Annotated in this window: 14 protein-coding genes; 5 read left to right on the forward strand and 9 right to left on the reverse strand. The window is 63.6% G+C overall.

Annotated elements, in window-relative coordinates; translation table 11 throughout:
• Positions 1 to 194 precede the first annotated feature (194 nt).
• Entirely contained in the window at positions 195 to 1367 is a 1173-nt protein-coding gene (locus tag AB6804_RS04110; protein WP_370885317.1) for an MFS transporter, read from the forward strand.
• Between the two features lie 67 nt (positions 1368 to 1434).
• Here AB6804_RS04110 and fahA read toward each other — a convergent pair whose 3' ends face one another.
• The gene (fahA, locus tag AB6804_RS04115; protein WP_370885318.1) at positions 1435 to 2718 is read right to left on the reverse strand and encodes a fumarylacetoacetase; all 1284 of its coding nucleotides are present in this window, start codon (positions 2716 to 2718) and stop codon (positions 1435 to 1437) included.
• Positions 2715 to 4052 carry a homogentisate 1,2-dioxygenase gene (gene hmgA, locus AB6804_RS04120; RefSeq protein ID WP_370885319.1) on the reverse strand — a complete coding sequence of 446 codons (1338 nt, stop codon included), beginning with the start codon at positions 4050 to 4052 and terminating at the stop codon, positions 2715 to 2717. Before hmgA ends, fahA begins: the two co-directional genes overlap by 4 nt.
• Positions 4053 to 4235: 183 nt before the next feature.
• Between hmgA and AB6804_RS04125 the strand changes: the two genes are divergently transcribed.
• Entirely contained in the window at positions 4236 to 5057 is an 822-nt protein-coding gene (locus AB6804_RS04125) for an EAL domain-containing protein (RefSeq protein WP_370885320.1), read from the forward strand.
• Positions 5058 to 5065: 8 nt separating this feature from the next.
• Here AB6804_RS04125 and AB6804_RS04130 read toward each other — a convergent pair whose 3' ends face one another.
• The gene (locus AB6804_RS04130; RefSeq protein ID WP_370885321.1) at positions 5066 to 6610 is read right to left on the reverse strand and encodes an FGGY-family carbohydrate kinase; all 1545 of its coding nucleotides are present in this window, start codon (positions 6608 to 6610) and stop codon (positions 5066 to 5068) included.
• A gap of 334 nt (positions 6611 to 6944) precedes the next feature.
• Between AB6804_RS04130 and dalD the strand changes: the two genes are divergently transcribed.
• Entirely contained in the window at positions 6945 to 8345 is a 1401-nt protein-coding gene (gene dalD, locus AB6804_RS04135) for a D-arabinitol 4-dehydrogenase (RefSeq protein WP_370885322.1), read from the forward strand.
• A gap of 111 nt (positions 8346 to 8456) precedes the next feature.
• A complete protein-coding gene (gene xylB, locus AB6804_RS04140) occupies positions 8457 to 9938 on the forward strand; it encodes a xylulokinase (RefSeq protein WP_035968188.1) in 1482 nt (493 codons plus the stop codon).
• Positions 9939 to 10364: 426 nt separating this feature from the next.
• On the opposite strand, the gene AB6804_RS04145 is transcribed toward xylB, so the two are convergent.
• Entirely contained in the window at positions 10365 to 10649 is a 285-nt protein-coding gene (locus AB6804_RS04145; RefSeq protein ID WP_370885323.1) for a hypothetical protein, read from the reverse strand.
• Between the two features lie 258 nt (positions 10650 to 10907).
• Here AB6804_RS04145 and AB6804_RS04150 point away from each other — a divergent pair, with 258 nt between their 5' ends.
• Complete coding sequence (locus AB6804_RS04150; RefSeq protein WP_370885324.1) at positions 10908 to 11855, forward strand: sugar-binding transcriptional regulator; 948 nt, start codon at positions 10908 to 10910, stop codon at positions 11853 to 11855.
• A 17-nt stretch (positions 11856 to 11872) separates the two neighbouring features.
• Here AB6804_RS04150 and AB6804_RS04155 read toward each other — a convergent pair whose 3' ends face one another.
• The 5 genes from AB6804_RS04155 to AB6804_RS04175 form a co-directional block, all read right to left on the reverse strand.
• Positions 11873 to 12736, reverse strand: a complete 864-nt coding sequence (locus AB6804_RS04155; RefSeq protein ID WP_370885325.1) for an MOSC domain-containing protein — start codon at positions 12734 to 12736, stop codon at positions 11873 to 11875.
• A 65-nt stretch (positions 12737 to 12801) separates the two neighbouring features.
• On the reverse strand, positions 12802 to 13953 hold the full coding sequence (locus AB6804_RS04160; protein WP_370885326.1) for an ABC transporter ATP-binding protein: 1152 nt from the start codon (positions 13951 to 13953) through the stop codon (positions 12802 to 12804).
• A gap of 36 nt (positions 13954 to 13989) precedes the next feature.
• The gene (locus AB6804_RS04165; protein WP_035968195.1) at positions 13990 to 14658 is read right to left on the reverse strand and encodes an HAD family phosphatase; all 669 of its coding nucleotides are present in this window, start codon (positions 14656 to 14658) and stop codon (positions 13990 to 13992) included.
• Positions 14659 to 14713: 55 nt separating this feature from the next.
• Positions 14714 to 15565 (reverse strand): carbohydrate ABC transporter permease, encoded by an 852-nt coding sequence (locus tag AB6804_RS04170; protein WP_370885327.1) that lies wholly within the window; start codon positions 15563 to 15565, stop codon positions 14714 to 14716.
• On the reverse strand, positions 15562 to 16497 hold the full coding sequence (locus AB6804_RS04175; RefSeq protein WP_035968198.1) for a carbohydrate ABC transporter permease: 936 nt from the start codon (positions 16495 to 16497) through the stop codon (positions 15562 to 15564). Before AB6804_RS04175 ends, AB6804_RS04170 begins: the two co-directional genes overlap by 4 nt.
• Positions 16498 to 16507: the final 10 nt, after the last annotated feature.

Genomic DNA, 16507 nt, shown 5'->3' on the forward strand with positions numbered 1-16507 from the left:
GAAACGTTCGCCGCATCGTGCGCCCGCCACGAACACTTTCATGCCCGGCGCCTGTCGATGCGGTAAAAGTCCGCTCATCATCCGGCATTGTCCGGACGCGTGCGCGTCAGGGTTTCTACCAGCATCAAAATTGACCTTTCGGTAGAATTCCTCCCTTCTCCGCGCCGATCGCGCCACTTCTGCCCGCCTCCGACATGCCCTTGCCTCTCCTAGCTCTTGCCATTGCTGCGTTCGGCATCGGCACGACCGAATTCGTCATCATGGGCCTGTTGCCCAACGTTGCCCGCGATCTCGCCGTGTCGATCCCCGCCGCCGGCATGCTCGTGTCGGGCTATGCGCTCGGCGTGACCATCGGTGCGCCGATTCTTGCCATCGTCACCGCGAAGATGCCGCGCAAGAAGGCGCTGATGGGGCTGATCGGCGTGTTCATCGTCGGCAATCTGTTGTGCGCGCTGGCGCCGAACTACTGGGTGCTGATGGGCGCGCGCATCGTCACGGCGTTCTGCCACGGTGCGTTCTTCGGCATCGGCTCGGTGGTCGCCGCCGACCTCGTCGCACCGAACCGCCGAGCGCAGGCCATTGCGCTGATGTTCACGGGGCTCACGCTCGCGAACGTGCTCGGCGTGCCGCTCGGCACGGCGCTCGGACAGGCGGCCGGATGGCGCGCGACGTTCTGGGTCGTCACGCTGATCGGCGTGGCGGCGGCGGGCGCGCTCGCCGTTTGCCTGCCGAGGCACATCGAGATGCGTGAGACCAGCATCCTCCGTGAATTCGACGTGCTCAAGAACCCGCAAGTGCTGATGGTGCTGGGCATCAGCGTGCTGGCATCGGCGAGTCTGTTTTCGGTGTTCACGTATATCACGCCGATCCTCGAAGACGTCACGGGCTTTTCGCCGCACGCGGTCACGTATGTGCTGTTGCTGTTCGGTCTTGGCCTGACGGTGGGAAGCACGCTCGGCGGCAAGCTCGCGGACTGGAAGCTGTTGCGGTCGCTGCTGTCGTTCCTGGCGTCCATCGTCGTCATTCTCGTCATCTTCGCCGGGACGATGCATGAATCCGTCTCCGCGATGATCACGATCTTTCTGTGGGGCGTGCTCGCGTTCGCGATCGTGCCGCCGCTGCAGATTCTCATCGTGAATCGCGCGAGCGATGCGCCCAATCTCGCTTCGACGCTCAATCAGGGCGCGTTCAATCTCGGCAACGCGACGGGTGCCTGGCTTGGCGGATGCGCGATCAGCGCGGGCGCGCCGCTGACGTCGTTGCCCTGGGTCGGGGTCGCGATGGCTTGCGGGGCCCTTGGGCTGACTTTGCTGTCGGCTACGCTGGATAAGCGGGCGCGGCGCGGGGCGGTGGGGCAGGCTGCTTGATGGAGGGTGCGGTCGCGCCCTGACGATGCTCGAAGAAGCGGCCGGCAAGCAGCCACTCCTTCCCGATTCACCGCGCCGGCAGAATGCTCCCGACGCACTCGCCAAATCCCACGCGATACCCTTCGCCCTGACACCAGCCGCGCAGCGTGATATCATCGCCGTCGAGCAGGAAAGCGCGTTCCCCGCCGTCTTCGAGCTTGAGGGGCCGCTGCCCGTTCCACGTGCTCTCGAGCAAGCTCCCGCACGAGTCCGCCGTCGGTCCGCTGATCGTCCCGGAGCCCATAAGATCGCCGACGCGGGTGTTGCATCCGGACACCGTATGATGCGCAAGCTGCTGCGCCATCGACCAGTACATCAGCTTGAAATTGGTCCGCGAGATGATGGTCGCCCTCGACGCGCCTTCCGCCCGCAACGCCACTTCCAGCTCGATATCGAATGCATGATTGCCTGCATGCCGCAGGTACGGCAGCGGCTCCGGCTGCTGCTCGGGCGTCGCGGTGCGGAAGAGTTCGAGCGCATCGAGCGTGACGATCCACGGTGAAATCGTCGTCGCGAAGCCTTTCGAATTGAACGGTCCGAGCGGCACATATTCCCATTGCTGGATATCCCGCGCGCTCCAGTCGTTCAGCAGCACCATGCCGAAGATATGCGCCTCCGCCTCGTCACACGCGATCGGCTCGCCGAGCGCATTGCCGCGCCCGACGATAAAGCCCGTCTCCAGTTCGATATCCAGCTTGCGGCACGCGCCGAAGATCGGCCGTTCCTCGTCCGGCAACTTGATCTGACCGTTCGGACGACGCACCGGCGTGCCGCTCACCACGACCGACGACGCGCGCCCGTTGTATCCCACCGGCAATTCCGACCAGTTGGGCAAAAGCGCATTCTTCGGATCGCGAAACATCGAGCCGACGTTCGTCGCATGCTCTTTCGACGAATAGAAATCCGTATAGCCGGGAATATCGACCGGCAAGTGCATCGTCGCGTCCTTGCGCGGCACGAGCACCCGGCGGCGCAACGCGGCATCGTCCCGCAGCGTCGGCGTGTCCTGCGCGAGCAGCCCGCTCAATGCGATCCGCACCGCGCGCCACGTATCGCGTCCGAGCGCGATGAACGGGTTCAGACGCGGCGCGGCGAAAGCGCCCTGCGCGTCGATCAGACGTTCGCCTTCCAGCGCGGCCAGATCGACGATCCATTCGCCGATCGCCACGCCCGCACGCGGCCGCTCGTCGACGGCATCGCTGAAAATGCCGAACGGCAGGTTCTGAATCGGAAAGTCGCTCGCCGGATCGTTCGCGGACTCGATCCAGCTTTTGAGCGTGGGCGCGAGTGTCGCCTTCAGCGCGTCGTTCATCGTTGCTCCGGATTGAAGTGTTTCGTGAGGCCTTGCCAGCATTCGTAGTAATTCGCCTGCAATTGCGCGGTTTCCAGCGCGAACTGCGTCGGCTTGATGAGCGTGCGCGTTTCGAACATGAACGCGAGCGTGTCGCCGACCTTCGCGGGCTTCGACGTATCGCTCTTCGATGCCTTCTCGAACGTTTCCGCGTCCGGCCCGTGGCCCGACATGCAGTTGTGCAGGCTCGCGCCGCCGGGCAGGAAGCCTTCGGCCTTCGCGTCATATACGCCGTGCACGAGGCCCATGAACTCGCTCGCGACATTGCGATGGAACCACGGCGGCCGGAACGTATCCTCGGCGGCGAGCCAGCGCGGCGGGAAGATCACGAAGTCGATGGAATCGACGCCGGGCGTATCGCTCGGAGACTGCAGCACGAGGAAAATCGACGGATCGGGGTGGTCGAAGCTGATCGAACCGATCGTGTTGAAGTGCCGGAGATCGTACTTGTACGGCGCATAGTTGCCGTGCCACGCGACGACATCGAGCGGCGAATGGCCGATGTCCGCGCGCCACAACGCGCCGTTCAGCTTCGTCACGAGTTCGAAATCGCCCTCGCGATCTTCATACGCGGCATGAGGCGTGAGGAAATCGCGCGGGTTCGCCAGGCCGTTAGAGCCGATCGGCCCGAGATCGGGCAATTGCAGCAGCGCGCCGAAGTTTTCGCAGACGTAACCGCGCGCCTCGCCGTCGGGCAGCGCCACGGAAAAGCGCACGCCGCGCGGAATCACCGCGATTTCGAACGGCGCGACATCGAGCGTGCCGAGTTCCGTCGCAATCGACAGCCGCCCTTGCTGCGGCACGATCAGCAATTCGCCGTCGGAATCGTAGAAGAAGCGGTCCTGCATCGACCGGTTCGCGGCATAGAGATGAATCGCGCAGCCCGACATGGATTCCGCCGCGCCGTTGCCGGCCATCGTCACCCAGCCGTCGATGAAATCGGTGGGTTCGGCGGGCATCGGCAGCGGGTCCCATCGCAACTGGTTCGGCGGCGTGGGCGGCACATCGGCGAAATTCGCGACGAGCTTCGCGCGCAGCCGGTCGCCCGTGACGCGCGTGAACGGCTTGTGCACCGCCCCCGGCCGGATGCGATACAGCCACGAGCGCCGGTTGTGCGCACGCGGCGCGGTGAACGCGGTGCCGGATAGCTGCTCGGCATACAGGCCGTATGCGGCGCGCTGCGGCGAGTTGCGGCCGAGCGGCAACGCACCGGGCAACGCTTCGGTGGCGAAATCGTTGGCGAAGCCGGATTGATACTGCCGGCTCGCGTCGGTGTGTGTTTCGAAAGCGGACATCGCGGAAGTCCTCAAGGGTTCGACATTCACCGATAGTAAACCGATTACGATTAGTGAAATAGCTGGTATACCCTGATTCGACGCCGCGCGCCGTGCATATCAATATGTCGATTTGGTGCAAGGCGATCGGTTGCGCGCTGGTAGCATCGATACGAGAACTTCAAAACGCCTCCACGACCCCTCATGATCGCCCCTTCCTTGCCAGAACTCGTCGCCCGGGCTGCGGAACATCGGTTCCTCGGCGCGCATATCGTTCTCGGCGAGGGCGAACATGCGCGGGAGGCGATCGCGCATTACGGTGAAATGACGGTGGCGAGCGCCTACGAGCCGATCTTCGATGTCGGCACGCACAGCTTTCCGCAGACGCTGTCCGCATCGCACGAAAGCGCGGAGCGGTTCGGCGATGAACTCGGCTTGCAGGCACTGACGCTGATCGAAGGCGACGTCCCGCGCGATCCCTTCGCCCGCTTCGACGATGACCGCGAGCTTGTCGCGCTCGACCGCCTGTCGCGGACGCTGCATGCGTTCAACTTTTTCGGGCGGCAGCGCACGGGCTTGCTCTTTCTGCGCGTGCACGAGCGCCTGCTAAAAAGCGTGAAGTACGATCACGGGCTGCACTTTTCGTCGGTGCTGCTGGAGTTCGGGATCAACCCGGCGCGCGTGGTGATCGAACTGCCGGCGGCGGCGGTCGCGCACAAGACCTTTCTCGGCTATCTGACCAAGAGCTATCAGCACTACGGCTTCAGGGTGGCGGGAAATCTGCCCAACGCGGGGCAGATCATGGCGGTGTCGGAAATGGCGCGGCTCGACTTCATCAAGATGGATGCCGGGGCCGCGCTGCGCGATTCCGTCGTGAAGCATCTCGTGGCTTACGCCCATCGGCTGAAGATTCCGCTGATCTTCTCGAATGTCTCCGACGAAGCGCAGTTCAACGCGCTTCAGCAGTTCGACGTGCACTTCGTGCAGGGGCCGGTGTTCGACGCGCACGCGGGCGCTGCCCGCTAGCCGTTGCGCTATTCGGCGCGCAGCCGGTGCATCGCGTCCTTGAGCGCCGGATAGAGATCGACGTACACGCCGAACCGCTCCTGATACACGCGCTGCCGCCCGGCGTCGGGCGTCGCGCGCTCGACGAGCGTGACCCATCCCCCTTCGGCGGTTTCGCGTGAGATGAGTCCCGCGCCGAGCGCCGCAAGCAGGGCCGCGCCCATCGCGGCTTCGACTTCCTGTTCGATCGACACGACCGGATAGCCGGTCACATCCGCGATGATCTGCATCCACAAGTCCGAATGCGCCGCGCCGCCGACGACGATCAGCCGGTCATCCAGCGATTGCGCTCCGCGCCGCCCCGCCTCCATGTTGTGCTTCAGTGCGAACGCGACGCCTTCGAGCACCGCGCGATACAGCGTCGCCCGCGTGTGAAAGAGATTGAGGCCGACGAACGTGCCGCTCGCATGGGCGTCCCAGACCGGGCTGCGCTCGCCCATCAGATACGGCAGAAACACGACGCCATCCGATCCCGCCGCGACCTTCGACGCCGCCTCTTCCAGCAGCCGATGCGCGTCGCCGCGCGGCGACTGCTTCGCGGCTTCGATCTCGGCCTGGCAGAACTGATCGCGATACCACGCGACGCACGCGCCCGCCGTGCTCGCGCCGCCGAACACGTAGAGATCGCGCTTGCCGTTGTAGACGTGCGGCATCGACACGAGGCCGTGCCGCGCATCGACGCTCTGGTTGATGTAGCCCCAGCACATGCTCGTGCCGATCATCGCGACGTGGTGCCCCGCCTGCGTCACGCCGGCGGCGAAGGTCGCGACGGCCGCATCGACGCCGCCCGCGACGACCGGCGTGCCGGCGGCGAGCCCGAGTTGGTCGGCCCATTGCGGCAGGAGTCCGCCCACCACGTCCGACGATTCGACGAGCCGCTCGGGCATCATCGACGCGGGAATGCCGAGCATGTCGAGCGCTTCGTGCGACCACGCGCGGGCGTTCACGTCGTACACGCCGCCGATGTTGCCGGCCGAGCTATGGTCCACCGCCAGTTCGCCGGTCAGCCGCTGGATCACGAACGCGTTCGGCGGCAACAGCCAGCGCGTCCTGCTCCAGACATCCGGCCGATGATTACGCAGCCACAGCATCTTCGTGAAACCGTAGTAACTGTCGACGCCATTGCCCGTGATCGCCGCGAGCCGCGTGACATCGACGTGCTCGCGCACCCAGTCCACTTCGGCCGTCGCGCGCCGGTCCATCCAGATGAGGCACGGATGGAGCGGCTCGATGTGTTCATCGACGGGAACGCCCGAGCCGCCATAAAGGCTGCTGACGCATAGCGATTTGATCTGCCGCGCGTCGACGCCCTGCTCCTTCGCCTTCGCGACGCACGCCGCGATGCACGCGGTCACGGCATCGAACCAGACTTGCGGCCATTGCTCGGCCCAGAGCGGCTTCGGCGTGTCGGGATGGTAGGCGCTCGAATGCTGCGCGACGATCGCGCCTTGCGTATCGACGAGCAGCGCCTTCGTGCTCTGCGTCCCGATGTCGATGCCGATCACATAGTCCATTCGCGTCTCCTATCTTTCTATCGTTATGGTGCGCCTGTCGTTTCGAACGGAAGCCGCATGCACCTTCCGCCAATCGAGGCCGCGTTGACTATCCGGGTAATTCCCGATCAGCGACGACGCGCGTTCTGGTGCGGTGCAGCGTCGAAGGCCAGACGCCAGTCCTAAGGCATCACGCCGGGCCGCATCGGCGAATCACGCCGCATCGCAACGACGATGCAGCCGCGCCGCGCCTTGACTTTCGGGATAGCGGATACGATCATTCGACCACCTATCGAGCAAATGTTCAGTCAGCCGTCCACGCAGAACGGGCGCATAGCCAAAGGGAAGAGAAGACATGAGTAGCGAAGCCAGCGTTGCAAAGGCGAGTGCGAACGTGATCCTGCACATCGGGGCGGGATCGTTTCATCGCGCGCATCAGGCGTGGTATCTGCACCGGCTGATCGAATCCGGCGATGCGAGCTGGTCGCTTGCCGTCGGCAACATTCGCGGCGACATGAACGCCGTGCTCGACGCACTCGCCGCGCAAAACGGCGAGTACACGCTCGAGACCGTGACGCCGCAGGGCGAGCGCGAATACGAAAGGGTGAAATCGATCAAACAGGTCGTACCGTGGTCCGCCGATCTCGCGCAACTGATCGCGACGGGCGCCGCGCCCGAATGCAGGATCGTGTCGTTCACCGTGACCGAGGGCGGCTATTACCTCGACGAGCACGACCGGCTCGACACGGCCAACGCCGACCTCGCTGCCGATCTGAAAGGCGCGAGAACGACGATCTATGGCGCGCTGGCCGCCATCCTCGATGCGCGCATGAAAAACGGCGCGGGCAAGGTATCGCTGCAGAACTGCGACAACCTGCGCAGCAACGGCGATCGCTTCAAGGCGGGCATGCTCGAGTTTCTGCAATTGCGCGGCGAAACCGCGCTGCGCGACTGGATGATCGCGAATACGTCGTGTCCGAACTCGATGGTCGATCGCATCACGCCGCGCCCGACGCCCGATGTCGCCGAGCGCGTGAAGGCCGCGACCGGATTCGACGATCGCGCGCCGGTGATGGGCGAGAAGTTCATCCAGTGGGTGATCGAGGACGAGTTCTGCGCGGGCCGTCCCGCGTGGGAAAAGGTCGGCGCGGAGATGGTCGAATCGGTGCTGCCGTATGAAGAGGCGAAAATCCGCATTCTCAACGCGAGCCATAGCTGCATTGCGTGGGCGGGTACGCTCGTCGGCCTGCAATATATCCACGAAGGCACGCAGGACCTGGAGATTCGCGCGCTGGCGGAAGCCTATGTCACCGAGGACGTGATTCCCTGCCTCACGCCAAGCCCCATCGACCTCGCGAAGTATCGCGACGTGGTGCTCGACCGCTTCAGCAATCCGTATATCAAGGACACGAACCAGCGCGTCGCGGCGGACGGGTTCTCGAAGCTGCCGGGCTTCATCGCGCCGACGCTGTCGGAATGCTTCGCGCGCAACGTCGATCCGGACGCGACGGCGGTTCTCCCCGCGCTCTTCTTCCGCTTCCTCGAACGGTGGCACGAGAACAAGCTGCCGTATGCGTATCAGGACGGCGTGATGGACCCGGCCGTCGCGCATGGCTACTTCACGGCGAGCGATCCGGTCAAGGCGTTCGTCGCCGACAAGCTCCTGTGGGGCAGCATGGCGCAGAGCGAGAATCTCGAGCGCGTGATGCGCAAGGCGATCGCACGGGTGGATGCGTGGCTCGCGAATCGTCCGTAGGCGTGCTGGCTATGCGCCGCTCCGGTATTGTGCTCATGGCGCGGCGTCGCGCACGGCGTTAAATTCCCTGTTTCTGCCGGATGAGTCCCGGCCTCGACCAAGGCATCGTTCATGTACTTAGGCATCGACCTCGGCACCTCCGAAGTGAAAGTGCTGCTGCTTGCGGGCGACGGCAGCGTCGTCGGCACGGCGGGCACGCCGTTCACCGTATCGCGCCCCAAGCCGCGCTGGTCGGAACAGAATCCGCTCGACTGGTGGGACGGCACGCGCGCCGCGCTTTTCCGGCTGCGCGAGAAGTATCCGGCGGAGTTCGCGCAGGTTCGCGGCATCGGGCTGTCCGGACAGATGCACGGCGCGGTGCTGCTCGATTCCACCGATCGCGTGCTGCGTCCCGCGATTCTCTGGAACGACATGCGCAGCGACAAGGAGTGCGCCGAGTTGTACGAGCGTGCGCCGCATCTGCACGAGATCGCCGGCAATCTGGCGATGCCGGGCTTTACTGCGCCGAAGCTGCTGTGGGTGAGGCACAACGAGCCGGACATCTTTGCGCAGACCGCGTGCGTGCTGCTGCCGAAGGATTATTTGCGCATGCATTTGACGGGCACGAAGGTGTCCGATCCATCGGATGCAGCGGGGACATTGTGGCTCGACGTGGCGCGCCGCGACTGGTCCGACGAACTGCTTGCCGCGTGCGGGATGTCGCGGCAGCAGATGCCGTCGCTGGCCGAGGGCAGCGAGCCTTCGGGCACCTTGCTGCCGGAGCTGGCGGCGGAGCTTGGCTTGCGTGATGACGTGATCGTGGCGGCTGGCGGCGGAGACAATGCGGCGAGCGCGGTGGGCATCGGTGCGACTGAACCGGGGGATGGTTTCCTGTCGCTGGGCACATCGGGCGTGCTGTGCGTGGTGGGCGACCGATTCCGGCCGAATCCGACGTCGGCGGTGCATGCGTTTTGCCATGCGATTCCGGATCGGTGGCATCAGATGAGCGTGGTGTTATCGGCGGCGAGCTGTCTGCGCTGGGTATGCAAGCTGACGTCCACGGACGAGCCCACTTTGCTCGCTGAAGTGGAGGCCTTGCCGGCGGAGGTTTTGACCACTGCGCCGTTGTTCCTGCCTTATCTGAGCGGCGAGCGGACGCCGCATAACGATCCTTATGCGCAAGGCGTGTTTTTCGGCATGACGCATGCGACGGATCGTGCTTTGCTCGGGTATTCGGTGCTCGAAGGCGTGACGCTCGCGTTGACCGATGGGCTGGATGCTTTGCAGTCCGCCGGAACGCAGACGCGGGCATTGTCGATGTTGGGCGGCGGCGCCCGCAGCGCGTACTGGGGGCAGATGTTCGCCGATGCGTTCAATACGCCTACGCGGACGCACGGCGGCGGGGAAACCGGGGCTGCGCTCGGGGCCGCACGGTTGGGGTGGCTTGCAGCCGGGGGCGATCCTGCAGTCGTGCTTGCGAAGCCTTCGGTTAAGCAGGAGTTCTCGCCGGATGGCGAACGGCATCTCGTCTTGCGGCAGCGGCTTAAAGGGTTTCGTGAGCTTTATCAGCATGTGCGGCCTTTGTTTGATGTTTCTCGGCCTCGGTTGATTTGATTTCTTTCTTTGCTCGTGGCACGGGGGTGGTCGGTCTTCGCTTTCGTGGAGCTTGTATTCGTGTCGGTCTATTGGCTCGCCCCTCCCCGGGGCGGGGGTCACTTTCTTGGCTGTCGACCGGAGTTGGCGCTTTAGCGCCTTACTCTGGTCCCATGCAAAGAAAGTAACCAAAGAAAGCAGCTTTTTCTCGAACCGCCCAATCCACTAACTTGCGTGGCCACTCCGTAGAACATCAGTGGCACTCAGCTTGATAGAGCCTTGAATCACCTTCCGCGCCCGCCGACTACTAACGTCCTCCGAGCCCCTTGGCTCGTTAACACCAACGCAGATCTGAACACAATGCGCCATCAAGCGCGAACGCTAGCCGCCAAGCGGCGACGACGCTACTCCATTCCCCTGCGAGACGTTAGGCAGTTACATTGAACGTCAATCAAGAAAGAAGCTCCTGTGCTTGCTGTCTTTGCTGTCTTTGCTGTCTTTGCTGTCTTTGCTGTCTTTGCTGTCTTTGCTGTCTTTGCTGTCTTTGCTGTCTTGCGCCGCATATGTCGCGCTTGCTGTGTTTGCTAGTTTTGCTGTGTTTGCGGTGCGTGCTGTCTTTGCTGTAGTGTTAGGAGTGGTTGGAGTTTGCGGTTGGTTGTGTGCGAGTGAGGTTTTGTCGAGCCAAGGGGCTCGGAGGACGTTAGTTGTCAGCGGGCGCGGAAGGTGATTCAAGGCTCTTTCAAGCTGAGTGCCACCGATGTTCTACGAAGTGAGCACACGAGTTAGTGCTTCGGGCGGTTCAGAAAAAAGCTGCTTTCTTTGGTTACTTTCTTTGCAGCAGCAAAGAAAGTGACCCCCGCCCCGGGGAGGGGCGCGCTAATAGACCGACACGAATAACCGAAGAAAAACCTCCGCCCCGCAAAGGGGCACCCCACCAGACCGACACGAATAAAAGCTCAACACCAAAAGAAAAGAACGGCGAACCCCAAAGTGCCAAAATCCAACGAAAAGCTCGACCTGGCAACCCGCGCAGCGTGGCTGTACTACGTCGCCGGCAACACGCAGAACGAGATCGCCGAGAAGCTACAAATCTCGCGCCCGGTCGCGCAACGCCTCGTGGCCTTCGCCGTCGAAAAAAACCTCATCCGCGTGCGCGTCGATCACCGGATCGCCGATTGCCTGTCGCTCGCGCAACAGCTCTGCGACCGCTACGGCCTCGCGCTGTGCGAAGTGGTGCCCATCGACGGCGACAACACCGAACAGGTCGACCGCAAGCTCGCCGTCGCCGGAGCGCAAGTCATGGAGCGCTATCTCACCGACGAAAAACCCATCGTCGTCTCCATCGGCAGCGGACGCACGCTCAAAGCAGTCGTCGCGCAAATCGGACAGATCGACCGGCCACAGCATCGCTTCGTGTCGATGGTCGGCGCCATCGCGCAAGACGGATCGTTCAATCGCTACGACGTCGCCCAGCAACTCTCGGAAAAAACCGGCGGCAAGCACTTCATGCTGCCCGCGCCGCTCATGGCCGACAGCGAAGCCGAACGCGCGCAGTGGGTCAATCACCGGCTATACCGCATCGTCGACGAACTCGCGCAACAGGCCGATGTGGCCTTCGTCGGCATCGGCAACATCGGCATCAACTGTCCGCTGCACGAAGACGGTTTCATCACGCGCGGCGAAGTCGAAGAAATGATGCAAGGCGGCGCGGTCGCCGAATGGCTCGGGCTGCCCATCGACGCCGAAGGCAAGCGCGTCACGTCGACGACAGGCGCACGCGTCACGAGCCTCAAGCTCGATTCGCCGCCCAGGCGTCCGACCATCGGCTTCGCAGGCGGCGAGCGCAAACGCAACGCGCTGATCGCCGCGCTCAAAGGTCAGTGGCTCTCCGGGCTCGTCACCGACGAACTGTGCGCCCGCGCCGCGTTGGACGCTTGACCCCTAGACTCTGAAGCTCAGAACGCGATCTCGGCTTCGACTGCCTGCCCCGCTTCGAGCGCGATGCCCTCGCCATCGACGACAATCGCGTTCTTCCCGAACGTCAGCTTGCCGCCATGTTGCGCGCTCGCGCGACACGTGCTCATCGTGTCGAGCGGCTCGTGCGGCCACGCGGGATTCGGCGCGCCGGTAAGCTGATCGATCGTCGGCACCGGGCAGCGCGTGCAGAGCTTGACGAGCCGCAGACGCACGTCGCCGCTCGCCGCACGAACCCGCATGTCGCCGACATAGTCTTCCTCGAACGCATCCAGCCCGCCGACGACCACGTTTGGCCGGAACCGATCCGCCGATATCGCCGGCGCGCCCTTCTGCATGAGACGCGCGTTGAGATCGTCGAGCGATGCCTGACCGAGCACGAGCAGCGGGAAACCATCGGCGAAGCGCGTTTGGGTGTCGATAGGCGCGGTCCATTTCTCATCGACCGCGCGGCGAGCGCCCGGCCCGAAGCGCGCGAGTTTCGCCGATACGCCAAGAAAATCACCGAGCCATTGCGACGTTTCAGAGCCCGTGTCGAGCGCATCGACCGTGTCGCCCCATACCGTCGCCTGCATGCGGTCCGTGCCGTTCAGCGCGCGGACATCGAGCGGCGTGCGCAAGGTCGGCATGCCGGCCGCGCTGAGCGTCAGATGATCGCCATCGAATGCGGTCCGGATCAGCGCCATGCGCGGGTGGGTGCGCTGCGTGATCATGCCGCCCGATGCGTCGGTGACCATCCAGTTGCGGTCGTATTCGAGGCCTGTTTCGAGCAGCGTCGCGCGTTGCAGGGTGATGCCCGCACAAGACTTGACCGGATAGACGAAGAGTTCGTTGATGACGGGCATGGTGGTCGATGGATGAGCGAATCCGAACCGGCATTATCGCCCGTCCATCGACGAAACAACGCGGCTTACGCCGATGCGCGCATCGGCCTCACTTCCGGATGCTCCTTCAGATAAGCCTCGACCACGTTGCGCCGGAACGCCTGCCCTTCCGCGTCGAACATATGGCAGTGATCCGGCTCGGCGCCGAGCCTCAGCTTCTCGCCGCGCGCATGCTTTTCCAGCGGCGGAATGCGCGAGATGAGGCCATCGGGCGCGACCTGCGTCTCGGCGTAGAGATACGCGGCGTCGCCGAGCGTTTCGACCGTCATCGTCGATGCGGACACGCCAAACTCGCTCGATGCCGTCACCGGCTGCAAATGCTCCGGCCGGATGCCGACCGTCACCGCATCGCCCGCCTTTGCATTGCCCGGCAGCACGCCGGCGAGTTGCGTTTCGCCGGTCGCGTACTTCACGAGCACGCCGCCGTCGCGCACCTGCACCACGGTGCCCGACAGAAAGTTCATCTTCGGGGAGCCGATGAAACCCGCCACGAACTTGTTCGCCGGCGCGTGATACAGCGTGTTCGGCGTGCCGACCTGTTCGACATTGCCCGCCGACAGCACGACGATCTTGTCCGCGAGCGTCATCGCTTCCACCTGATCGTGCGTCACGTAGATCATCGTCGTCTTGAGATCGTCGTGAAGGCGCGCGAACTCGAGGCGCATCTTCACGCGCAACGCGGCGTCGAGATTCGAGAGCGGCTCGTCGAACAGAAAGACTTTCGGCTTGCGCGTGATCGCGCGGCCGATCGCGACGCGCTGGCGCTGGCCGCCCGACAATTGTTTAGGCTTCCTGTCCAGCAGATGATCGATGTGCAGAATCTTCGCGGCCTGTTTCACCGCCGCGTCGATGGCCGGCTTCTTCTCGCCCGCGAGCTTGAGGCCGAAGGCCATGTTGTCGTAGAGCGTCATATGCGGATACAGCGCGTACGACTGAAACACCATCGCAATGCCGCGCTTCGCGGGCGGCAGGTCGTTCACGCGCGTGCCGTCGATCATCAGTTCGCCGCCGCTGATGTCTTCGAGACCCGCGATCATGCGCATCAGCGTGGACTTGCCGCAGCCCGATGGGCCGACGAACACGACGAACTCGCCGTCATCGATATCGAGGTTGACGCTCTTCATCACCTCGGTGTCTTCGTATCGCTTGTTGATATTGCGCAGGGTCAGGCTAGCCATGATGTTGTCTCTCCGTGCATTCTTGGGTCACGCGCGCTACTTCGCCTCGAACGTCGCGTGCTTGAGCCATTGATCGACCAGCGCGGGCAGGCGCGCCATATCGTCGAACACGATTTCAGCGCCCGCGCGCTCGAGCGCGCCGATCTGCCCTTCGGTCGCATGTCCGCCGCCGATGAAGCCGAGCACCGGCATGCCCGCCGCCTTCGCCGCCGTCACGCCCGTCACGCTGTCCTCGACGACGAGACAGCGCAGCGGATCGACGCCCATCGCGCGAGCCGCCGCGAGATACACGTCGGGCGCGGGCTTCGGATTCGCCACCATGTCCGCGCAGAAACGCCGCTCGCCGAAGAAGCGCACGAGGCCGGTGCGTTGCAGCACGGTATCGACATATGAAGAAAAGCTATTGCTTGCACAGGCCTTGTTGAGCGGCACCGCAGCGAGCGCCGCTTCGATGCCTTCCACGGGCGGCGCCTGCACCGCTGCCGCTTCGACGGACCGCCGGATCGCGACGACCTGCTCCGGCGTGAGCGTGCGATTCACCGTATCGGCCGCGCTCGCGAGCACCGCTTCGATGCGCAAGCCGAGCAGCGGCATCACCACCGGTTCGACATCGACGCCCGGCCATAACGCCTCCAGCTCGGTCACGAGCATGCGCGCCGCCACGGCTTCACTGTCGATCAACACGCCGTCGCAATCGCAGATCATCAGGCGATCTTCGAGGTTGGCCGCTTCGAATGAACTTGATGTCACGAGCCCGCCCTCACTTGACCGCGCCGAACGTCAGGCCGCGCACCAGCTGCTTCTGCGACAGCCAGCCGACAATCAGAATCGGCGCGACCGCGAGCAACGAAGCCGCCGAGAGCTTGGCCCAGAACAAGCCTTCCGGACTCGAGTACGACGCAATGAACACCGTCAGCGGCGCAGCGTTCGAACTCGACAAGTTGATGCTCCAGAATGCTTCGTTCCACGACAGGATAATGAGCAGCAGCCCCGTCGATGCGAGCCCCGGCAGCGCCATCGGCATGAGGAGATAGATGATCTCCTGCCACGTCGTCGCGCCGTCGATGCGCCCCGCTTCCAGGATGTCCTTCGGCACTTCGTTGAAGTACGTGAAGGCCATCCACACCGCGATCGGCAGATTGATCAGCGTGTACACGATGATGAGACCGCTGACCGTATCGAGCAGGCCCGCGTTCTTCCACATCAGATAGATCGGCACCAGCACGCCGACCGACGGCATCATCTTCGTGGAGAGCATCCACAACAGCAGCTTTTGCGTCTTTCTCGTGGGAAAGAACGCCATCGCGTACGCGCACGGCACCGCCAGAATCAGGCAGATGACCGTGACGCCCACGGAGATCATCACCGAGTTCAGCGCGAAGCCGAAGTAGTTGCTGCGCGCGAACACTTCGCGGAAGCTGTCGAGCGTCGGCGAGAAGATCAGCGACGACGCATACGCCTGCTGCTCGGTCTTGAACGCGGTGATCGTCATCCAGAAGATCGGGAAGAACAGCAGGATGGAGACGATCCACGCGACGACGCCGGGCACGATGCGCTTCACATGCTCCAGCACGGGCACGGAAGTCGTAGTGGTAACGGGATGCGTGCTCATGACTCGTACTCCCCTTTGAGGTTCTTCGCGAGCATGCGAACGAGGAAGAACGCAACGATGTTCGCCAGAATGACCGCCAGAATGCCGCCCGCCGATGCGAGACCCACGTCGAATTGCTGGAGACCCAGCGCGTAGATGAGATACGAAAGGTTCGTCGTTGCGGTGCCAGGGCCGCCGCCGGTCGTCGTATAGATTTCAGCGAAGATCGAGAGCAGGAAGATGGTTTCCATCATCACGACGACCGCGATCGCGCGCTTCAGATGCGGCAACGTGATGAAGAAGAACATCGAGAACGGGCCGGCGCCGTCGATGCGCGCCGCTTCCTTCTGCTCCTGATCGAGCGATTGAATCGCGGTGAAGAGGATAAGGAACGCGAACGGCAGCCACTGCCACGCGACGATCACGATCACCGCGAAGAGCGGATAGTCCGCGAACCAGTCGATCGGCTGAAGCCCGAGCGATCGCATCAGCGAGGCGACGAGGCCATACACCGGATGCAGGATCATGTTCTTCCAGATCAGCGCCGAGACCGTGGGCATCACGAAGAACGGCGCGATCACGAGCAGCCGCGCAATGCCCTGCCCCACGAACTTGCGGTCGAACAGCACGGCGAGCAGCACGCCGCCGATAACCGTGATCGCCAGCACTGAAATGATCAGCGTCAGCGTATGACCGATGGACGGCCCGAACGCCGGATCGGTGACGAGGAACTCGAAGTTGTCGAAGCCCGCGAATCCTTTGACATCGGGATTGAGCAGGTTGTAGCGCGAGAACGAAAACCAGATCGTCATCGCGAGCGGAATGGCCATCCACAGGAACAGCAATCCGGACGATGGCGTGATGAGCCAGCGGACCGACTTCGCGCGCTTCTTGTCGCGCTCGGCGGCGGACTCCTCGAAGTGATCGGTGATGGCGGGATTCAGTTGACGCATGATCGTGTCA

This window comes from Caballeronia sp. RCC_10, assembly GCF_041360715.1.
GTDB lineage: Bacteria > Pseudomonadota > Gammaproteobacteria > Burkholderiales > Burkholderiaceae > Caballeronia > Caballeronia grimmiae.

What these genes read in the sequence shown, in the direction of transcription:
- AB6804_RS04110 (WP_370885317.1), top strand. Translation starts at nt 195, where the DNA reads ATGCCCTTGCCTCTCCTAGCTCTTGCCATTGCTGCGTTCGGCATCGGC.
- fahA (WP_370885318.1), bottom strand. Translation starts at nt 2,718, where the DNA reads ATGAACGACGCGCTGAAGGCGACACTCGCGCCCACGCTCAAAAGCTGG.
- hmgA (WP_370885319.1), bottom strand. Translation starts at nt 4,052, where the DNA reads ATGTCCGCTTTCGAAACACACACCGACGCGAGCCGGCAGTATCAATCC.
- AB6804_RS04125 (WP_370885320.1), top strand. Translation starts at nt 4,236, where the DNA reads ATGATCGCCCCTTCCTTGCCAGAACTCGTCGCCCGGGCTGCGGAACAT.
- AB6804_RS04130 (WP_370885321.1), bottom strand. Translation starts at nt 6,610, where the DNA reads ATGGACTATGTGATCGGCATCGACATCGGGACGCAGAGCACGAAGGCG.
- dalD (WP_370885322.1), top strand. Translation starts at nt 6,945, where the DNA reads ATGAGTAGCGAAGCCAGCGTTGCAAAGGCGAGTGCGAACGTGATCCTG.
- xylB (WP_035968188.1), top strand. Translation starts at nt 8,457, where the DNA reads ATGTACTTAGGCATCGACCTCGGCACCTCCGAAGTGAAAGTGCTGCTG.
- AB6804_RS04155 (WP_370885325.1), bottom strand. Translation starts at nt 12,736, where the DNA reads ATGCCCGTCATCAACGAACTCTTCGTCTATCCGGTCAAGTCTTGTGCG.
- AB6804_RS04160 (WP_370885326.1), bottom strand. Translation starts at nt 13,953, where the DNA reads ATGGCTAGCCTGACCCTGCGCAATATCAACAAGCGATACGAAGACACC.
- AB6804_RS04165 (WP_035968195.1), bottom strand. Translation starts at nt 14,658, where the DNA reads ATGATCTGCGATTGCGACGGCGTGTTGATCGACAGTGAAGCCGTGGCG.
- AB6804_RS04170 (WP_370885327.1), bottom strand. Translation starts at nt 15,565, where the DNA reads ATGAGCACGCATCCCGTTACCACTACGACTTCCGTGCCCGTGCTGGAG.
- AB6804_RS04175 (WP_035968198.1), bottom strand. Translation starts at nt 16,497, where the DNA reads ATGCGTCAACTGAATCCCGCCATCACCGATCACTTCGAGGAGTCCGCC.